This window comes from Rickettsia koreansis (assembly GCF_046532895.1).
GTDB classification, from domain to species: Bacteria; Pseudomonadota; Alphaproteobacteria; order Rickettsiales; family Rickettsiaceae; genus Rickettsia; species Rickettsia rickettsii.
This window is the reverse complement of sequence record NZ_WHLZ01000001.1, coordinates 836,513-852,902: the sequence shown is the minus strand read 5'-3', so window position 1 is coordinate 852,902 and position 16,390 is coordinate 836,513. Positions and strand designations below refer to the sequence as shown.

Here is a 16,390-nt window from a genome sequence, read left to right as displayed (position 1 = left end):
AGATATCTTTATACTTCGCAGTTGTCCGCTTTTTGCTTTCTCAGTTATTATTTCAGATTCAGGTACTTGCTTTTCCATTTGCCATAAATCGTACTCTACATTGCCGGGAGTAGTTTTCTTTATATAATCCCATGATGTGCTTAATCCTTCTTTTGTAGTAGTTAAAATTTGATTTAACAACGATTTAGAACTCTTTAATATATCCATAACTAATCAAAGAAATAGCATCTTGAAACGCTAATTTTTCCATAGGATTACTATTCATTTCTTTGGTATTATTGGTATCATAACGAAAAAATTTATTGTGTATTGGCAATTTAGTCGTAAAGAAATTACTGAAATCTGTCTCATTATTTTTTTTGATTTCTACACTCCTTAAATTAGCAAAAAGTAAAGCTAATCTCTGTAGATCTTGTCCTACAGGTACGGTTATATCAGATTGTTTATTAATCATTTTACAAAATTTAGTAAGTACATCTACTAGCTTTTTTTCTTCCTTAGAGTTAAACATATTATAACCGGCATCATGCAGAACTGCTATTAGAGCAGTGGCAATAGAATTTTAAAAAACCGGACGCTGCTATGTCGTCAAGATAACAAACCCATTTTATAAGATAAGAGGCACTCACACGTTAAATACCCTGCATCAGGAACTACTAGGCCGTTATACTTACAGCACTAGCAGCAATACATACATTGTGTAAAGCCATATTAAAACATTTATAATATTCTTCTAATTTAGGGTTAATGACTTTCAATTCTTTAATTTGGTTGTTTATATCTGTAGTATACCCAACATTTGCAGATTGTAACATTTTTTTATGTCTGCAATTGCTTGCGCATGTCGAGCTATATCGTGGTCATATTGACTACTATCTCTCGATAACATCGGTGAATTAGTAGTTTTATTAAGTTCTGGAGTTATTTGACTGAGAATTTCCTGAAATTCTTCCTCATTCTCTGGACAAGATATATATATTTGTTAAGTACAGTACCAGCTTCGCTTAATTTGCCTGCTTTATAAAAAGCTTTTCCTAATAAAACATCAGTATCTTTAGGTTTAGATTTATATAGAGCTGCTTGTCGTAATGAAGCTACTGCCTTAAGGTAAAAGGTCTGTTTGTTCAACATTATTATAATACTCTCCCCAACACAAGTAAGTGATGCCTTCATAATAATAGATATGTAGAGAACCTTTATATTGTTTAATTTAAGGTAAATATATTAAGTGCTTCTTTATATTCATTTTTACTGAAAAGTTCTCTTCCTTTAGAGATTAATTGGTTTACGATCTCTTTCATATTCTAATCTATTTATGGCCGCCGTTGATAGAAATAGTCTCACCTGTTATAAATCCGGCATTTTCATCAACTAAAAATGCCACGGCTCTAGCTATTTCTTCCGGCTGTCCTAGTCTTTTTTTGGGGATATTATTAACGATTTTAACAAGCACGTCTTCGGGTACTGCTCCTACCATTTCAGTTGCAATATACCCTAGAGCTATACAGTTAATGGTGATATTTTTAGAAGCAGTTTCACGAGCAAGGGCCTTAGTAAAGACGATAATTCCAGCTTTAGCAGCAGAGTAATTAGTCTGCCCAAACTGCCTTGCTTGAGCATTAATTGAACTGATATTTATTATACGACCGTAATCTTGGTTTCGTATCTGCTCCATTACGCTACTAGACATATTAAAGCAAGAATTGAGATTAACGTTAATCACATCATTCCAATCTTGATGACTCGTTCTATGTAGCATTTTATCTTTGGTAATACCGGCATTTACAAGAATACTTACGATTTTTTAAACTCCTCTTCAATTTCCTTTACTGCTTTTCTACATTCTTCAAAATCTGCAACATTCCAGCGTTTGGTTTTTATACCGTATTTTTCTTCCATTTCTTTAGCAGTGTCGTAATTGCTGAAAAAATTAGCAACTACCGTAAGACCCTTATTTTTTAATTATAAAGCGGTAGCTTTATCTATTCCTCTAGTACCGCCTGTTACAATTGCAAATTCTGACATTATTTCTCCATACCTATATTTTGACGTTTATTAAATTTAACCGGTGGGGTTATACTTGGTTTAAGCTGTGATACCGATTTAGTTAACGGTTTAACAATTTTCCTATCACTGCGTATTGCGATGAATTCTCTAGGGTGATTTTTTTTATATTCTGCATCTATCTTTTTATCCATCTTTTTTTTGTCTGCAATTTTATTTATCAGTTAATGCCATTATAACAGCAAGTGTTTCTTTTCTACTTTTTGGAATGACTCTTTTATTTTATTTTTTAGTGCCGTAACAACCTATTTGTTGCACCGCCCAAATACTACCTGCTTGCTGAGCAATATCACAGTTTTTAAGTAATTGTTTATCGATGTCTGTTTCTTTTTATACCGGTATATTTTGATACTGCTTGAGATATTTTATTATGTTTATTAAGCCCTTCTCTATCTTTACCGCTGGCACACATTGTTAATATTTCCCTGAGGTAAATTTATTAAACTATTGGTTTTAGTTTCTTGTTTATTTTGTCTTATTTTCGCTGTTAAATTACTTAAGACATCTGATATATTTAGATTAATATTTTCTTTATCAAAAGATATAAAAGGAAGTTTTGTCTCGAAGGATACTCTAAAAGGAATATCTGCTTGCTCAATATTTTTTCTTAATGTTACAGCTTTTTTAAATATTTCTTTTTCCTGATCCGTTAAATTTGCATTGTTAATTGTTTCTGCTGCATTTCCTTTAGGTTTATTTATCCTAAAAAAACGTTCAAATTTGCTTCTAGGTTTAATATGTGCTTTTAATTAATCAATTCCTTTTTCAGTCGGTAAATTTTTTGCTATTTTGTTTAAAGTATCACTCACTCCTGCAAAGTTATTTGTTACTCCTATAAGCCTAAATAAATTAAGAGGAGTATTAGTATTTTTCCCACCGACATTTTCCATAGATTTTTTTGTCTGATCAACAATTGTGGGATCATTGCCACCAGCTCCTATAGGACCTGAGTTTAATGTATTAGTATGAAGAGTAACGCCGTCTTCAAGCCATTCTTGAGCTTGGCGTGCATTTAAGTCGGTAATTTTTTGTCTAGAATCTATATCATTTGAAATCGAGGCTTAATGTACCTGCATGTTTAGATGTAAGCAATGTTTCAAAATTTTTACCGTCTTTGTCGGTTATTGCCCCAATTTTCTCAAAGGCGTTTTTCATGCCAACAATTTGTCGTAACTGGGTTGGGATAACATGCCTACCGTTTTAAATTGTATCAGTATACTGATCAACAAGCTTCCTCTTCCATTCAGGCATTACATTATACCAGTTTTTACCGTCTCTATTTTGATATTCTTGCTTTTGTTCTTCTGTTAAGCCTTTAAAAGCTACTTCCGCTTCGACTACAATATGCTCTTTTCCCTCATCATTGATGACTTTTGACAAAGTTACTATATTACAATGCTCATCATTGAAATTTTGAAAATCTTTAGCAACATTTAATTTTTTATGAGCATTTTTAATACCATTTTTTCCTAGCAATTCAGCAACACTGTCAATTTCAGCTTGCATATTTTTTGAGATGTTTTCTTGTGATTTTTCCATGTTCAAAGCATTAATAATTTTACTGCTTCTTTATTTAATTTCAGCACAAGCTCAGGTTTATTTTTGCCCTTTGCTATGTTTATCGTTCCTCTGATAGCATTTAAATATTGCATTTCAAAAGCTTTAGTGCCTAAACAATTTTTTCATTGGGATTGTTACGACCGTCACGTATTAATATTGGAGTTTCACCGTTTTTCCCTTCAATTTTCGCTCTATCTATTTATTTCTAAAGTAACGCCTACTCCGGGTGTGGTTAAAAATTCTTTTGTATGATTTAATAAAAACTCCTTATCGTTATCAAATTGTTTTTTTAATGATGAAAGCATTATAAAATTCTATATGTAGTTGTGCATCTCTTGTTATTTTAATTAAAAATTATTATATATAAAAATAGTATAGTTAAAAATATAAAATAATATTATTTATATGAATATTGATAAATTTACTACACATGCTAAATCAGTGATAGCTAGTAGCCAATCACTTGCTGCTAAAAATGATCATCAGCAAATATTACCTTTGCATTTATTATCTAGTCTTTTAAGTGAAGAAACAGGTATAATTCAAACCCTTATTAATAATACCGGCGGTAATATAACCTTATTAAAAGATCAAGTTCAGCTAGAACTAAATAAAATCCCAAAAGTTCAGGTTGAGGGAGGGGGACAAGTTTATTCTTCTGCTGAAGCTCTTAAAGTTTTAGAAAAAGCTAGTAGCATTGCTAAAGACAGTGGGGATAGCTTTGTAACCATAGAGCGTATATTTGAAGCATTAACTTATGATAATACTATAGCCGGTAAAATTTTAACGAATAATGGAATTAATAATAAAAAAATAGCAACAGCTATTTTACAGCTTCGTAAAGGCAAAAAAGCAGATACCGAATCGGCAGAAAATAGTTACGATGCTTTAAAGAAATACGGCAGAGACGTAACAGAGCTTGCCGAAAGCGGTAAGCTTGACCCGATAATCGGACGTGATGAAGAAATAAGAAGAACGGTGCAGGTACTATCACGACGTATGAAAAATAATCCTGTATTGATCGGAGAACCTGGAGTAGGTAAAACTGCTATAATAGAGGGGCTTGCACAACGAATATTTAGTAAGGACGTACCTGAATCGCTTATTAATTGCCGTATTATTGAGCTTGATATGGGAGCTTTAATAGCGGGAGCTAAATATCGAGGCGAATTTGAAGAGCGTCTTAAAGCAGTGCTTAGCGAAATCAAAGAATCAAGCGGTGAAATTATTTTATTTATCGATGAATTGCATCTCTTAGTCGGTACGGGAAAAACTGACGGTGCTATGGATGCCTCGAATTTACTAAAGCCGATGCTTGCTCGTGGTGAGCTACATTGTATCGGTGCTACTACTCTAGATGAATATCGTAAATATATCGAGAAAGATGCGGCACTTGCTCGTCGTTTTCAGCCTGTTTACGTGAGTGAGCCGACGGTTGAGGATACTATATCAATACTTAGAGGAATTAAAGAAAAATATGAGCTGCATCATGCAGTGCGAATTTCCGATAGTGCAATAGTTGCAGCAGCGACGTTATCAAACCGTTATATTACCGATCGTTATTTACCTGATAAAGCTATTGATTTGATTGATGAAGCTTGTAGCCGTATGAAAATAGAGCTATCAAGTAAACCAGAAGAGCTTGATGAGCTGGACCGTCGTATTGTTCAGATAAAAATAGAGCTTGCAGCACTTAAAAAAGAAAATGACGAGCATTCTAAAAAGAAAATAGAGCATTTAACTACAGCATTAGAAAAATTAGAGTCTAAATCCTATGATATGGGAGCTAAATGGCAAGCTGAAAAGTCTAAACTACAGCAAACACAAAAGCTCAAAGAAGAACTAGACCGTAGCCGAAACGAGCTTGAACGTGCCGAACGTGATGCTAATCTCGCTAAAGCTAGTGAGCTAAAATACGGAATTATACCTGAGATTATGAAAAAGATTCAGGAAGCCGAAAGTATGGATAATAAAGGGCTGTTAAAAGAAATTGTATCGGAAAGCGATGTAGCAAGTATTATCTCTCGTATTACTGGTATTCCAATTGATACGATGCTATCAAGTGAACGTGAGCGTCTGCTTGTGATGGAGCAGAAATTACGGGAATCGGTAATAGGGCAGGATGAGGCAATTAAAGGTGTTAGTGATGCGGTAAGAAGATCACGTGCAGGGATTCAAGATATTAACCACCCGCTTGGTTCGTTCTTATTCTTAGGACCGACCGGAGTCGGTAAAACCGAGCTTACCAAAGCCTTAGCTGGTTTTCTTTTTGATGACCGTAATGCAATACTTCGTATAGATATGTCGGAATATATGGAGAAGCACGCTATTTCTCGCCTGATAGGAGCTCCTCCCGGCTATATCGGATATGATCAAGGCGGAGTGTTGACGGAGGCAGTAAGACGCCGTCCTTATCAGGTAATATTATTTGATGAGGTTGAAAAAGCCCATCCCGACATATTTAATATTATGCTGCAAATACTTGATGAGGGAAGATTAACAGATAGTCAAGGTATAACGGTTGATTTTAAGAATACTATAATAGTTTTAACATCTAATTTAGGTGCTGAGATACTCGTTAATCAGAAAGAGGACGAAGATACATATAAAGTAAAGGATGAGGTTATGGAATATGTAAAAGCAGTATTTAAACCTGAGTTTTTAAACAGACTAGACGAGATTATATTATTCCATCGCCTAAATCGTAATAATATTCATGATATAGTTAAGATACAGCTTGAAAGCTTAAAGAAAATTTTACTAGCACAAAATATTATTCTTGAATTTGATGAATCTGCCTTAAATTATTTAGCCGAAAAAGGTTATGATCCAAGCTTTGGAGCAAGACCCTTAAAACGTCTTATCCAGCGGGAAATACAAAATAATTTAGCCAAAATGATTTTAGCAGGCGAAATAAGTAGCGGTAAAACGGTTAAAATAAATGCAAAGGATAAAGAATTGAAGGTAACAATGAGTTGATTAATTTTTTCCGAATAACGAATTATTGCATAATCCACTATTCTTGTTAAAGGCACTGTTTATAATTATTGATTTTGTCATTGTGGCTATTAAAAGATTTGTTGCATAGCTCAAAAAACGCGTTTGATGTCATTCCCGCTTCCGCAGGAATGACACAAAACGAGCAATGCAACAAGACTACAACTAAAAGGAGTATGGTCATCTAGAAAAAGTAATAAAAAAATTCTATTAATTAGTATTAATAATATTCAATTTCAGCTAATGTTATACTTTCAGTACCTGATAATTTATAATAATCACTACTAGTAGAGTTAGGAATTTGTAAGTCAAATAATAGTGCTTTTTCTTCTTTATACGGATCAACTAAGTAAGAATCTGTAATATCTGTAACTATTGGCGATAAATAGGTTGTTGTTTCAATAAGCTTATCAATAGCATTCTGTCCGTCTTTTAATATTTTATCGACTAGTTTTTTATCTTTATAAAAAGTATTTACGGCCCCTATTAAGGTTGTTGATATCTCATATATAATAACAGCGTTTTTAATTATATTGGTTATATTAGAGTCTAATTTTGCTGTTTTAGAAAAAATTAAAGAAATAACAGTAGGATATTTATTAAATACATTAGGTAGTTCTAAAAAAGTATTTACGGCTGAATAGGCAGAATTGGTTGCTTCTGAAAAACAATTAAATGCTTTGTATATGTTTTCATAATTGCTATTGCTCATAAACTTACCTCTTTTTTATATATGTAATTGCCATGTTTCATGGTAATTACATATCATACTACTAAATTAAGAAGTGTCAATATTAAAAAATTATATTTCTTCTTATAGGATATCAGTAAATAAATTTTAATTACTAATATCCTCTAAACTCCACCTAGCTTTTGGACAGAAATTCAAAGGAGTAAATAACTTATTATTGTAACGCTCAAGTCCTGCATATGCAATCATTGCAGCATTATCGGTGCATAAGTGGATAGGTGGATAAATAAGCCGATAACCATATGTTTTAGCACAACTACTTAATACTTCTTGTAAATATTTATTAGCAGCGACACCGCCGGCAATAACTATATTCTTCTTATCAAAATTATTTGTTATTTGTTCATATGCTCTAATAGCATCTTGTACCTTACTACTTAGAATTTCTCCTATAGTAAATTGAAAACTTGCCGCTATATCATTGATTACAGTGTCATTAATTTCCTTTAAATTCATTATTAAAGTACGCACGGCAGTTTTAAGCCCTGAAAAGGACATATTGCAATTACCGCTGTTAATTATAGGTTTTGGAAATTTATATTTATGAGGATCGCCAAGTTTTGCTCTTTTCTCAATTTCAGGTCCTCCGGGAAAATCTAAGTTTAGCATTTTAGCTACCTTGTCAAAGGCTTCGCCTACGGCATCATCTATAGTAGATCCTAGTATTTTATATTTTCCGAGACCTAAAACTGCTACAAATTGGCAATGTCCGCCCGAAGCTAACAAGAGTAAGTAAGGATAAGGAATATTATCGGTTAGTCTTGCGGTTAAAGCATGACCTTCTAAATGATTAATTGCAATAAAGGGTTTTTTTAAAGCACTGCTTAGCGATCTTGCAAACATTGAGCCAACTATAACACCGCCGATTAAACCTGGACCGGAAGTTGCAGCAATTGTACTAATGTCCGTTAATTTAGTGTTGCTTTCTTTTAAAACATTTTTTAATGCTTTATCTAGATGCGATAAGTGAGAACGTGCAGCAATTTCAGGTACTACCCCTCCAAAAACTGCATGTTCTGTATTTTGTGAAATGATTACATTAGATAAGATTTCTCGATTTTCGGTGATTATAGAAACAGCTGTATCATCACAGCTTGATTCTATACCTAAAATTTTTATCATTAACACCCGCTTGCAATCACGATATCTATCTTTAATAATGCCTAATTTAAGATACCTTTAAGGTATTTAATTGATTATACAGCTTATAAATAGATTGTTCGGCATCAATAATTTTTTTATTAACTATTTTTAATAGTTTTTCCGAAGGTTTTTCTGTTATTTGCGTTGCAGAACTTACTTGCTCCGCTAAATTTTTAAGTGATTCTTGTATTTCTACAAAAGATTTTTTAAATTGTTCTTTGATAGTAATAGACGATTCTTCAAGCTCTTTAATTTTTAAGCATAGATTTTCTAATAAATGATCTATTTTAGTTTGCATTAAAGTCAATTTTTGCTTTTGTTTTTCACTAAGATAGCTTAAAGTTTCTTGCATTTTTGCCTGTATACGTACTTTTGTAGTACGTTCAAGTTCTGAAGCTAAACCGATTTTACTCATTAAAAATATTATCCATTTGTGAACGTCCAAATGATACCATTTTGTACCGTTACGATAATCTGAAGGAAAAGCATGATGGTAATTATGCCAATTTTCACCGAGTAAGAATAATGCCATCCACCAAATATCTCCGGCAGTGCCTTTGTAATATTTTTTACTACCGGCAAAGTGGCATAAAGAATTAACGCAGAAGGTTGCTTGTTGCTGTAGGAATCTACCAAGCCCCATAAATAAAAATCCTGCATATGCCGATTGCATAGTACCGCCGACTAAGTAACCGATAAATAAAGGCACGACAATATTCATAAAAGCTGCTATTTGCCAATAATATTTTAGCTGCCATTTTAATAAATTGTTTTTCCCGTGCTTAGCCCAAGTAATGCGATCAATAGACTTATAGCTACCGCTTCCAACTAGCATCCATACTATATGAGACCACATAAAGCCTAAAAATTTATTATCAAATTTTAAAGGAGTATGCGGATCTTGGTCTTGATCCGTATATCTATGATGTTTATAATGATTCGATGCCCAAGATAAAGCTGGTCCTTGTAATGTTCCTGCAGACAGCATAATTAAGACAAACTCGGCATATTTATTTATTTTATAGGAATTGTGAGACCATAACCTATGCAAACCGATCCCAACGGTAATATTATTAATATAATAACTAGCAATTATAAAAATAACTTCAGTGAGCCCTATTCCATAATCAAACGAATATTTAACTACAAGAGATATAATAAAAATAGGATAAAATATTAAAGCAAATAAAGCGGGCTTATTTAGTTTACTTAACATAAAATTTACAGTTTTTAGTTATAAAATATATAAATCGGCAACGAATAAAATCTTAATTATATTATACATAAATATTAATAGATATTAACATACTTAATGCATAAATACAAAGAAAATTTTGACAATAAAATTCTAGTTATCCTTATTTAGACAATAACCGATAAAACGAACGGTTGTAATAATTAAATTGTCTTTCCCTAAGGCCTCTCTAATCCTATTTATATGAACATCTATGAGACGTTCATTAAAGGTCTCTTCACTTTCCAATAAATATTTTATTATTTCTTCACGCAAAAATACTTCATTTGGAACCTGAAAAAAAGTCGTAAAATTTTAAACTCAGTAGGACCTAGACGAATATTCAGTCCGTCTTTGTATACTTTTTCATTATTTAAATCAATATTTAGATTCTTAAATTTAATAATATTATCTTGTACAACTGACTTGGAACGTCTCAATAAGCTCTTTAAAGTACCTACTATTTGTTCAGATAAGAAGGGCTTATAAAAAATAGCACGTTATCGTCTATTTCTGTTAAACGTTATTTATTGTTATTAAAGGATTTTCTTGTAATTCTGCACTAATAATCATGATAGCAAGCAGCTGACTAAAAAAATAAGTTAATGCTTTTTCTAGAGTTGAAGCCCTCATTATATTAAATCCTGCTCTCTCTATATCTCTATATCATTACTTAAAGAAATATTAACACTTTTTTTATTTTTTTCTTCTATAATTAAAACTTCAGGTAATAGCTTATCAAATACTGAATTAATCTTCATTAATATTTAGTAAATAATTAAAAATTTTTGTAATAATTTTCTAATTTATTAGGGTTTATAGCAAACTTTTATAGCAAACTTTTTATAAAAAGAAACAAAGAAATAATAATTTTTTAAAGATAATACTTGAATTTAATAGTTTTAGTTGCTATAAATAGCTTTATTTTAAAGTTTGTTTGTTGGAGATTTTATATATCATGAGCTTTTATGAATCAGTTTTTATTATACGCCAAGACGTATCATTAAACGATATAGATAAAATCGTTGATGATTTTGCTAAAATTATTAAAGATAATAATGGCACTATCATAAAAAAAGAATATTGGGGGTTAAGAACTTTAGCTTACAAAATCGGTAATAACAAAAAAGGACATTATTATTTTTTAGGTCTAGATATTACTGGTAATGTAAAAGAAGAGCTAGAAAGAAAAATGAAGCTTAACGAAAATATCATTAGATTTCTTACAATTCAAGCAGATTCAATTAGTAGTGCACCTTCACCGATATTAAAAAATCAAAGTACAGAGAATACTCCGGTAATTGACGTAACGATTAATAATTAAATTTGTAAGAATTAAGGTTAAAGATTAAAGAATGTTAAAAAGTAATAATTCTAGTGCAACAGCTGCTCGCAAGGTAGGAGATAAAACTGCTAAAAAAGTATTTTTTAGACGACGTAAAGGATGCCCTCTTTCTGTGCCTAATGCACCTGTTATTGATTATAAAAACCCTGAGCTTTTAATAAAATTTGTCTCTGAAGGCGGTAGAATGTTACCAAGCAGGATCACAAATGTTTGTGCAAAGAAACAAAGAAAGCTAAATAATGCTATTAAAATTGCAAGAATTTTAGCGTTATTACCTTTTGTATTTCAAGCTAAATAAAGGCATAATACATGGAAATTATATTAATAAAACCCGTAAGAAAATTAGGTAAAATTGGCGACATACTCAAAGTAGCAGACGGGTTTGGTCGTAATTATCTTTTACCGCAAAAATTAGCTATTAGAGCTACTGAGCCTAATAAAGAGCTAATAGTTAAACAAAAACACGAATTTGAAGCAAAAGATAAGCAAATAAGAGAAGAAGTAGAAAAAATTAATGCTCTTATTAAAGATCAAAAATTAGTTTTTATCCGTCAAACATCAGATGACGGTAAACTTTTCGGTTCGGTTACTAATAAAGAAATCGCCGATAAATTATCTGAAAATGTATCTTATAATATTTCTCATTCAAATATTATTCTTGATAAACAAATTAAATCTACCGGAATTTATACAGTTGAAATAAGACTCCATGCAGAGCTTAATGCTATAGTTACGGTTATTGTTGCAAGATCAGAATCAGAAGCACAAGATTATTTATGCGAACAAAAGACTGAAACTTTAGAAGATTTAGCTGAGTCAGCATAAATTTTTTTTATCGTCTAATTGTGTAGTTTTTTGTTACCATTGCAAAAGCAGAGCATTGTTTTATGGATTGAGAAACTTGATCTATGTCATTCCTGCGTAGGCGGGCATCCAGCATAAAACGAGATAAATCGAGCTTTTAATTTCAAAAATTTGCTGTATTTATACTTTTTTTCTGGATTCCTGCTTTCGCAGGAATGACATAAGAGCCATGCAACAACGTCCCGCCTACGCGGAAATGACATACTACTACGTTTGACCACAATATCCAAACACTTTATTATACTAAATAATACTAACATTTTTCAACCATGCTATATGAAAAATTTGAGTATAATATCAATAATCTAATAGGTAATTTTGACTTATCTAAAATATCGATTGCAGTATCTGGTGGGAGCGATTCGGTAGCACTTCTTTATCTTGCTAATATTTGGGCAGAAAAAAATAATATAGAATTATTTGTTATATCGGTTGATCATAACTTACGGGAACAGTCGAAGCAAGAGACCCATTATATCCAAAATATCAGTAATAGTCTAAATCGCAAGCATTATAGTTTATCTTTTGACCATCAAAATAATTTTTCCAATTTACAAGAAAGAGCAAGAGAAGGACGCTATGGTTTGATGACAAATCTATGTCTAGAACTCGATATATTAGTACTTTTAACTGCTCACCATGAAGATGATTACGTAGAAAATTTTTGTTTAAGATTAGAGCGTAATAGCGGTATATTTGGACTTAGTAGCAGTAATATCAATTGGTATAATAATATACACATAATTAGACCGCTATATAATATTCCAAAAAGTGAATTAGTAGAATATTTAGTCAGTCATAATATAACATGGTTTGAAGATGAGTCAAATTCATCTGATAAATATAGACGAAATGTTATTAGGCAAAAATTAGCTAAAGGTGCAGATTATATTAGACATCTTTCCAAACCAGCTTATAGAGAGGAATTTAAAGGAGACACGGAACGCAACACCGCAGCGTATAAAAAAGTACGTGAGGATGCATTGTTGCGTGGACCGGTAAAATTCACTGTGTCATCCCGTGGCTTGACCACGGGATCCATAAAGACAATAAAAAGTACTAATAATTTTAGTATTTTTAACTGGATCCCATGGTCAAGCCACGGGATGACAGAGGTAAAATTGATCCATGCAACAATGCCACGTGAGGATGCGAGTACTGGAACGGCGTCTAAATTACCTCTAGAAGCGAAGTTTGGAAAGATGTCTAAAGCCGCAATAATCTCACAACAACTTAAAACCAACAAACTTATAGAAAACGAGTTTAAGCCTGAATTAATATCGGCGATAGCTGAAGCAGTCAAGATTTTTGAATATGGCTTTGCTTTTCTTGATTTAGTTAAATTTGATAAGTTTTCAGATGAAGTGAAAGTACAAATAATTAATTTTTTACTGATAATAATTAGTGGACAATCTAGAGCAGCTCGTTTTTATTCGGTAGAACCTATTTTGAAATTAATTACTCAAGGCGTAAACTTTAAGAATACACTTCATGGTTGTATAATTAAGCGTATACAAAACGAGTTACTTATATACAGGGAATTCGGCAAAAAATTACCTGAGAGTAAAATATTACTAGATAAATCCGTTATTTGGGATAATAGATTTTGTATCACAAAAAATCAAGAAACTCCAAATTGTTTTGTAACTCATCTATCGTTAGAAGATTATAAAATAATAAAGAAACAATTAGATTTAGAACCTTTGAAAAATCTATCCTGCAAAAACCACAATGCAGTTTTATTGACCTTACCTATAATTAAAATACTTGAAAAAGTTATAGCAATACCACATATATCATATTATGATAACGACATGTGGAACTTTGAAGTATCTTTTTCTCCAAATTTTGTATCTCGTTTCACCCATTTTTGCTAACACCGGTATTTAAGAGGTTATCTGTAAATAAATTTTAACTACTAATTAAAATTTATTTACAGACCTCTCTTATACCAATAAAAATTTTTATTAGGTTTTATATCGATGAATAATCAAGGTAGAAGTATTTTAGCTTGGGCAGCACTTTTTATTTTTGTAATATTACTTTTTAATGTGTTCCAATCTGACGGTTTACTTGGCGGAAGAAATAATATAACTTTCTCGGATTTTTTAACACGAGTTGATGAAAAGACCGTTAATTCGGTAAAAATTCAGGGTAGAGTAATTGAAGGTACTTCAAATGACGGCTCTACTTTTAACACTTATGCTCCTGATTATCCTGATTTAGTAAATCGTCTTACTAGCAATGACGTTAATATTGAAGTAGTGCCTCTTGAAACAAGAATGAATACCTTTTTAGGCTTTTTAATTTCTTGGTTTCCTATGCTTTTATTGATAGGTGTTTGGGTTTTTTTCATGCGTCAAATGCATGGAGGTGGGAAAGCCATGGGGTTTGGAAAATCTAAAGCTAGGTTGCTATCAGATAAAGGACCAAAAATTACCTTTAAAGATGTAGCAGGTATCGATGAAGCAAAAGAAGAATTAACTGAAATAGTAGATTTTTTAAGAGATCCAAGCAAGTTCCAAAAGCTTGGCGGTAAAATACCGAAAGGCTGCTTACTTATAGGTCCTCCCGGAACCGGTAAGACACTTCTTGCTAAAGCAATTGCAGGTGAGGCTAATGTTCCGTTTTTTAGCATATCCGGCTCTGATTTTGTTGAAATGTTTGTAGGTGTCGGTGCAAGCCGTGTGCGTGACATGTTTGAACAGGGTAAACGTAATGCTCCTTGTATTATCTTTATCGATGAAATTGATGCGGTAGGTCGCCATAGAGGTATTGGTATGGGTGGCGGCAATGATGAACGTGAGCAAACCTTAAACCAAATGTTAGTCGAAATGGATGGATTTGAAGCAAACGAGGGAGTTGTAATCATTGCAGCTACAAACCGTCCTGACGTTCTTGATCGTGCATTACTGCGTCCCGGTAGGTTTGATCGTCAAATTGCCGTTGCAAACCCTGATATAAACGGTCGTGAGCAAATTCTAAAAGTACATTTAAAGAAAATTAAATATAATAGTACGGTACTAGCACGAATTATTGCTCGTGGTACCCCAGGCTTTTCCGGTGCTGAACTTGCTAACTTAGTTAATGAAGCTGCTCTTATTGCTGCAAGGCTTGGTAAGAAAGAAGTAGATATGCACGACATGGAAGAGGCAAAAGATAAGGTGCTGATGGGAGTTGCACGTCGCTCCATTGCAATGTCGGAGAAAGAAAAAAGGTTGACTGCATATCATGAAGGCGGACATGCATTAGTAGGACTTTATTGTCCTGCAGCATCACCTATTCATAAGGCTACGATTATACCACGTGGTAATGCTCTTGGGATGGTGCAAAGACTTCCTGAAACTGATGAATATTCTCAGAATCGTGAACAGATGGAATCATCTATAGCAGTTTATATGGCAGGAAGAGTAGCGGAGGAAATTATTTTCGGTAGAAATAAAGTTACCTCAGGAGCTTCGTCGGATATAAAAGGTGCAACTAATATTGCAAGAGCGATGGTTACAAAAGCAGGTTTAAGTGATTTAATAGGACCGATATTTCACGGTTCAAGTGGTGACGATATGTATGGTAGACAACCTAATAATGAAACCTCGGAAGCTACTGCAGAGTTAATTGATGCTGAAGTTAAAAGAATTATTACGCAAGGATATGAATTTGCAAAAGATATTTTAACAAAACATATAGATCAACTTCATACCTTAGCAAATGCTTTAATTGAATATGAGACATTGTCCGGTCAGCAAATTAAAAATTTACTTAGTGGTAGAGCTTTAGATTCAGAAGAGGAGAATAAATTTCCTTTTAATGATTCATCTACTATAAAAATAGATAAAGAAAAATCACCTGAGAAAACAAAAACAACTAAAGCTAAAAAAGAAAATGCCGCTTCCTAAGTTTAGTAGTATAATTTATGTATAAATTTATGGTTTTAGAAAAGCCTTGGAAATAAAGGGTCTTGAATGTGTTTTTTCTTCTGATATAGACAAAGACGTACAAGAAGCATATAAAAGAAATTTCGGTGATAAGCCATACGGTGATATTACGGAAATATCAGAAACCAAAATCCCTAAACATGATATTTTATGTGCCGGTTTTCCTTGCCAATCTTTTAGTATTTCAGGTAAGAGGTTTGGTATAGGAGATGTAGACTCTTGTATGAAATAATCAGAATAGTACAATATCACAAACCCTATATATTATTGCTTGAGAATGTTAAAAATATTCTGAATATTAATAATGGCAGCGTAATTGAAACTATAGACCAAAAATTAGATGAGATTGGCTATAAAGTATATAGAAATGTATTAAATGCTTCATTATTTGGAGTACCGCAAACAAACAAAGAGAAAGAGTTTATTTTGTTTGTTTACGAAAAGATTTTAGCAGTGAATATACACTCAAATATGTAAAACCGGAAGAGTCTTATGAA

Annotated in this window: 15 protein-coding genes and 3 pseudogenes; 7 read left to right on the top strand and 11 right to left on the bottom strand. The window is 32.4% G+C overall.

Features of this window, described 5'->3' with window-relative positions; translation table 11 throughout:
- Window positions 1-184: 184 nt before the first annotated feature.
- The 7 genes and pseudogenes from GCO76_RS04705 to GCO76_RS04675 form a co-directional block, all read right to left on the bottom strand.
- Complete coding sequence (locus GCO76_RS04705) at window positions 185-511, bottom strand: hypothetical protein (RefSeq protein ID WP_410956335.1); 327 nt, start codon at window positions 509-511, stop codon at window positions 185-187.
- A 145-nt stretch (window positions 512-656) separates the two neighbouring features.
- A complete protein-coding gene (locus GCO76_RS04700) occupies window positions 657-815 on the bottom strand; it encodes a hypothetical protein (protein WP_410956485.1) in 159 nt (52 codons plus the stop codon).
- Between the two features lie 106 nt (window positions 816-921).
- Window positions 922-1,156, bottom strand: a pseudogene (locus GCO76_RS04695) (hypothetical protein).
- A gap of 153 nt (window positions 1,157-1,309) precedes the next feature.
- Window positions 1,310-2,025 (bottom strand): annotated as a pseudogene (locus GCO76_RS04690) (SDR family oxidoreductase).
- The gene (locus GCO76_RS04685; protein ID WP_410956334.1) at window positions 2,025-2,198 is read right to left on the bottom strand and encodes a hypothetical protein; all 174 of its coding nucleotides are present in this window, start codon (window positions 2,196-2,198) and stop codon (window positions 2,025-2,027) included. The pseudogene GCO76_RS04690 and the gene GCO76_RS04685 overlap by 1 nt, the downstream one beginning before the upstream one ends.
- Window positions 2,199-2,813: 615 nt before the next feature.
- A complete protein-coding gene (locus tag GCO76_RS04680; RefSeq protein ID WP_410956333.1) occupies window positions 2,814-2,954 on the bottom strand; it encodes a hypothetical protein in 141 nt (46 codons plus the stop codon).
- Between the two features lie 310 nt (window positions 2,955-3,264).
- Window positions 3,265-3,603, bottom strand: coding sequence for a hypothetical protein (locus GCO76_RS04675; protein ID WP_410956332.1), 339 nt, complete (start codon window positions 3,601-3,603; stop codon window positions 3,265-3,267).
- Window positions 3,604-4,029: 426 nt separating this feature from the next.
- Between GCO76_RS04675 and clpB the strand changes: the two genes are divergently transcribed.
- The gene (clpB, locus tag GCO76_RS04670) at window positions 4,030-6,603 is read left to right on the top strand and encodes an ATP-dependent chaperone ClpB (protein WP_410956331.1); all 2,574 of its coding nucleotides are present in this window, start codon (window positions 4,030-4,032) and stop codon (window positions 6,601-6,603) included.
- Window positions 6,604-6,841: 238 nt separating this feature from the next.
- Here clpB and GCO76_RS04665 read toward each other — a convergent pair whose 3' ends face one another.
- The 4 genes from GCO76_RS04665 to GCO76_RS04650 all read right to left on the bottom strand — a co-directional run bounded on the left by GCO76_RS04665 (window position 6,842) and on the right by GCO76_RS04650 (window position 9,998).
- The gene (locus tag GCO76_RS04665) at window positions 6,842-7,333 is read right to left on the bottom strand and encodes a DUF5424 family protein (RefSeq protein ID WP_410956330.1); all 492 of its coding nucleotides are present in this window, start codon (window positions 7,331-7,333) and stop codon (window positions 6,842-6,844) included.
- A gap of 126 nt (window positions 7,334-7,459) precedes the next feature.
- Complete coding sequence (gene tsaD, locus GCO76_RS04660; protein ID WP_410956329.1) at window positions 7,460-8,494, bottom strand: tRNA (adenosine(37)-N6)-threonylcarbamoyltransferase complex transferase subunit TsaD; 1,035 nt, start codon at window positions 8,492-8,494, stop codon at window positions 7,460-7,462.
- Between the two features lie 46 nt (window positions 8,495-8,540).
- Window positions 8,541-9,731, bottom strand: a complete 1,191-nt coding sequence (locus GCO76_RS04655) for a fatty acid desaturase (RefSeq protein WP_410956328.1) — start codon at window positions 9,729-9,731, stop codon at window positions 8,541-8,543.
- Window positions 9,732-9,863: 132 nt separating this feature from the next.
- Complete coding sequence (locus tag GCO76_RS04650) at window positions 9,864-9,998, bottom strand: helix-turn-helix domain-containing protein (protein ID WP_410956475.1); 135 nt, start codon at window positions 9,996-9,998, stop codon at window positions 9,864-9,866.
- Window positions 9,999-10,707: 709 nt separating this feature from the next.
- Here GCO76_RS04650 and rpsF point away from each other — a divergent pair.
- The 6 genes and pseudogenes from rpsF (at window position 10,708) to GCO76_RS04620 (ending at window position 16,370) form a co-directional block, all read left to right on the top strand.
- A complete protein-coding gene (gene rpsF / locus GCO76_RS04645) occupies window positions 10,708-11,073 on the top strand; it encodes a 30S ribosomal protein S6 (protein WP_014013784.1) in 366 nt (121 codons plus the stop codon).
- 31 nt (window positions 11,074-11,104) lie between these two features.
- Entirely contained in the window at window positions 11,105-11,392 is a 288-nt protein-coding gene (rpsR, locus tag GCO76_RS04640; RefSeq protein ID WP_410956327.1) for a 30S ribosomal protein S18, read from the top strand.
- An 11-nt stretch (window positions 11,393-11,403) separates the two neighbouring features.
- The gene (rplI, locus tag GCO76_RS04635; protein WP_410956326.1) at window positions 11,404-11,919 is read left to right on the top strand and encodes a 50S ribosomal protein L9; all 516 of its coding nucleotides are present in this window, start codon (window positions 11,404-11,406) and stop codon (window positions 11,917-11,919) included.
- A gap of 308 nt (window positions 11,920-12,227) precedes the next feature.
- The gene (gene tilS, locus GCO76_RS04630) at window positions 12,228-13,835 is read left to right on the top strand and encodes a tRNA lysidine(34) synthetase TilS (RefSeq protein WP_410956325.1); all 1,608 of its coding nucleotides are present in this window, start codon (window positions 12,228-12,230) and stop codon (window positions 13,833-13,835) included.
- 105 nt (window positions 13,836-13,940) lie between these two features.
- A complete protein-coding gene (gene ftsH, locus GCO76_RS04625) occupies window positions 13,941-15,854 on the top strand; it encodes an ATP-dependent zinc metalloprotease FtsH (protein ID WP_410956324.1) in 1,914 nt (637 codons plus the stop codon).
- 46 nt (window positions 15,855-15,900) lie between these two features.
- Window positions 15,901-16,370 (top strand): annotated as a pseudogene (locus GCO76_RS04620) (DNA cytosine methyltransferase).
- The last annotated feature ends 20 nt before the right edge of the window (window positions 16,371-16,390 follow it).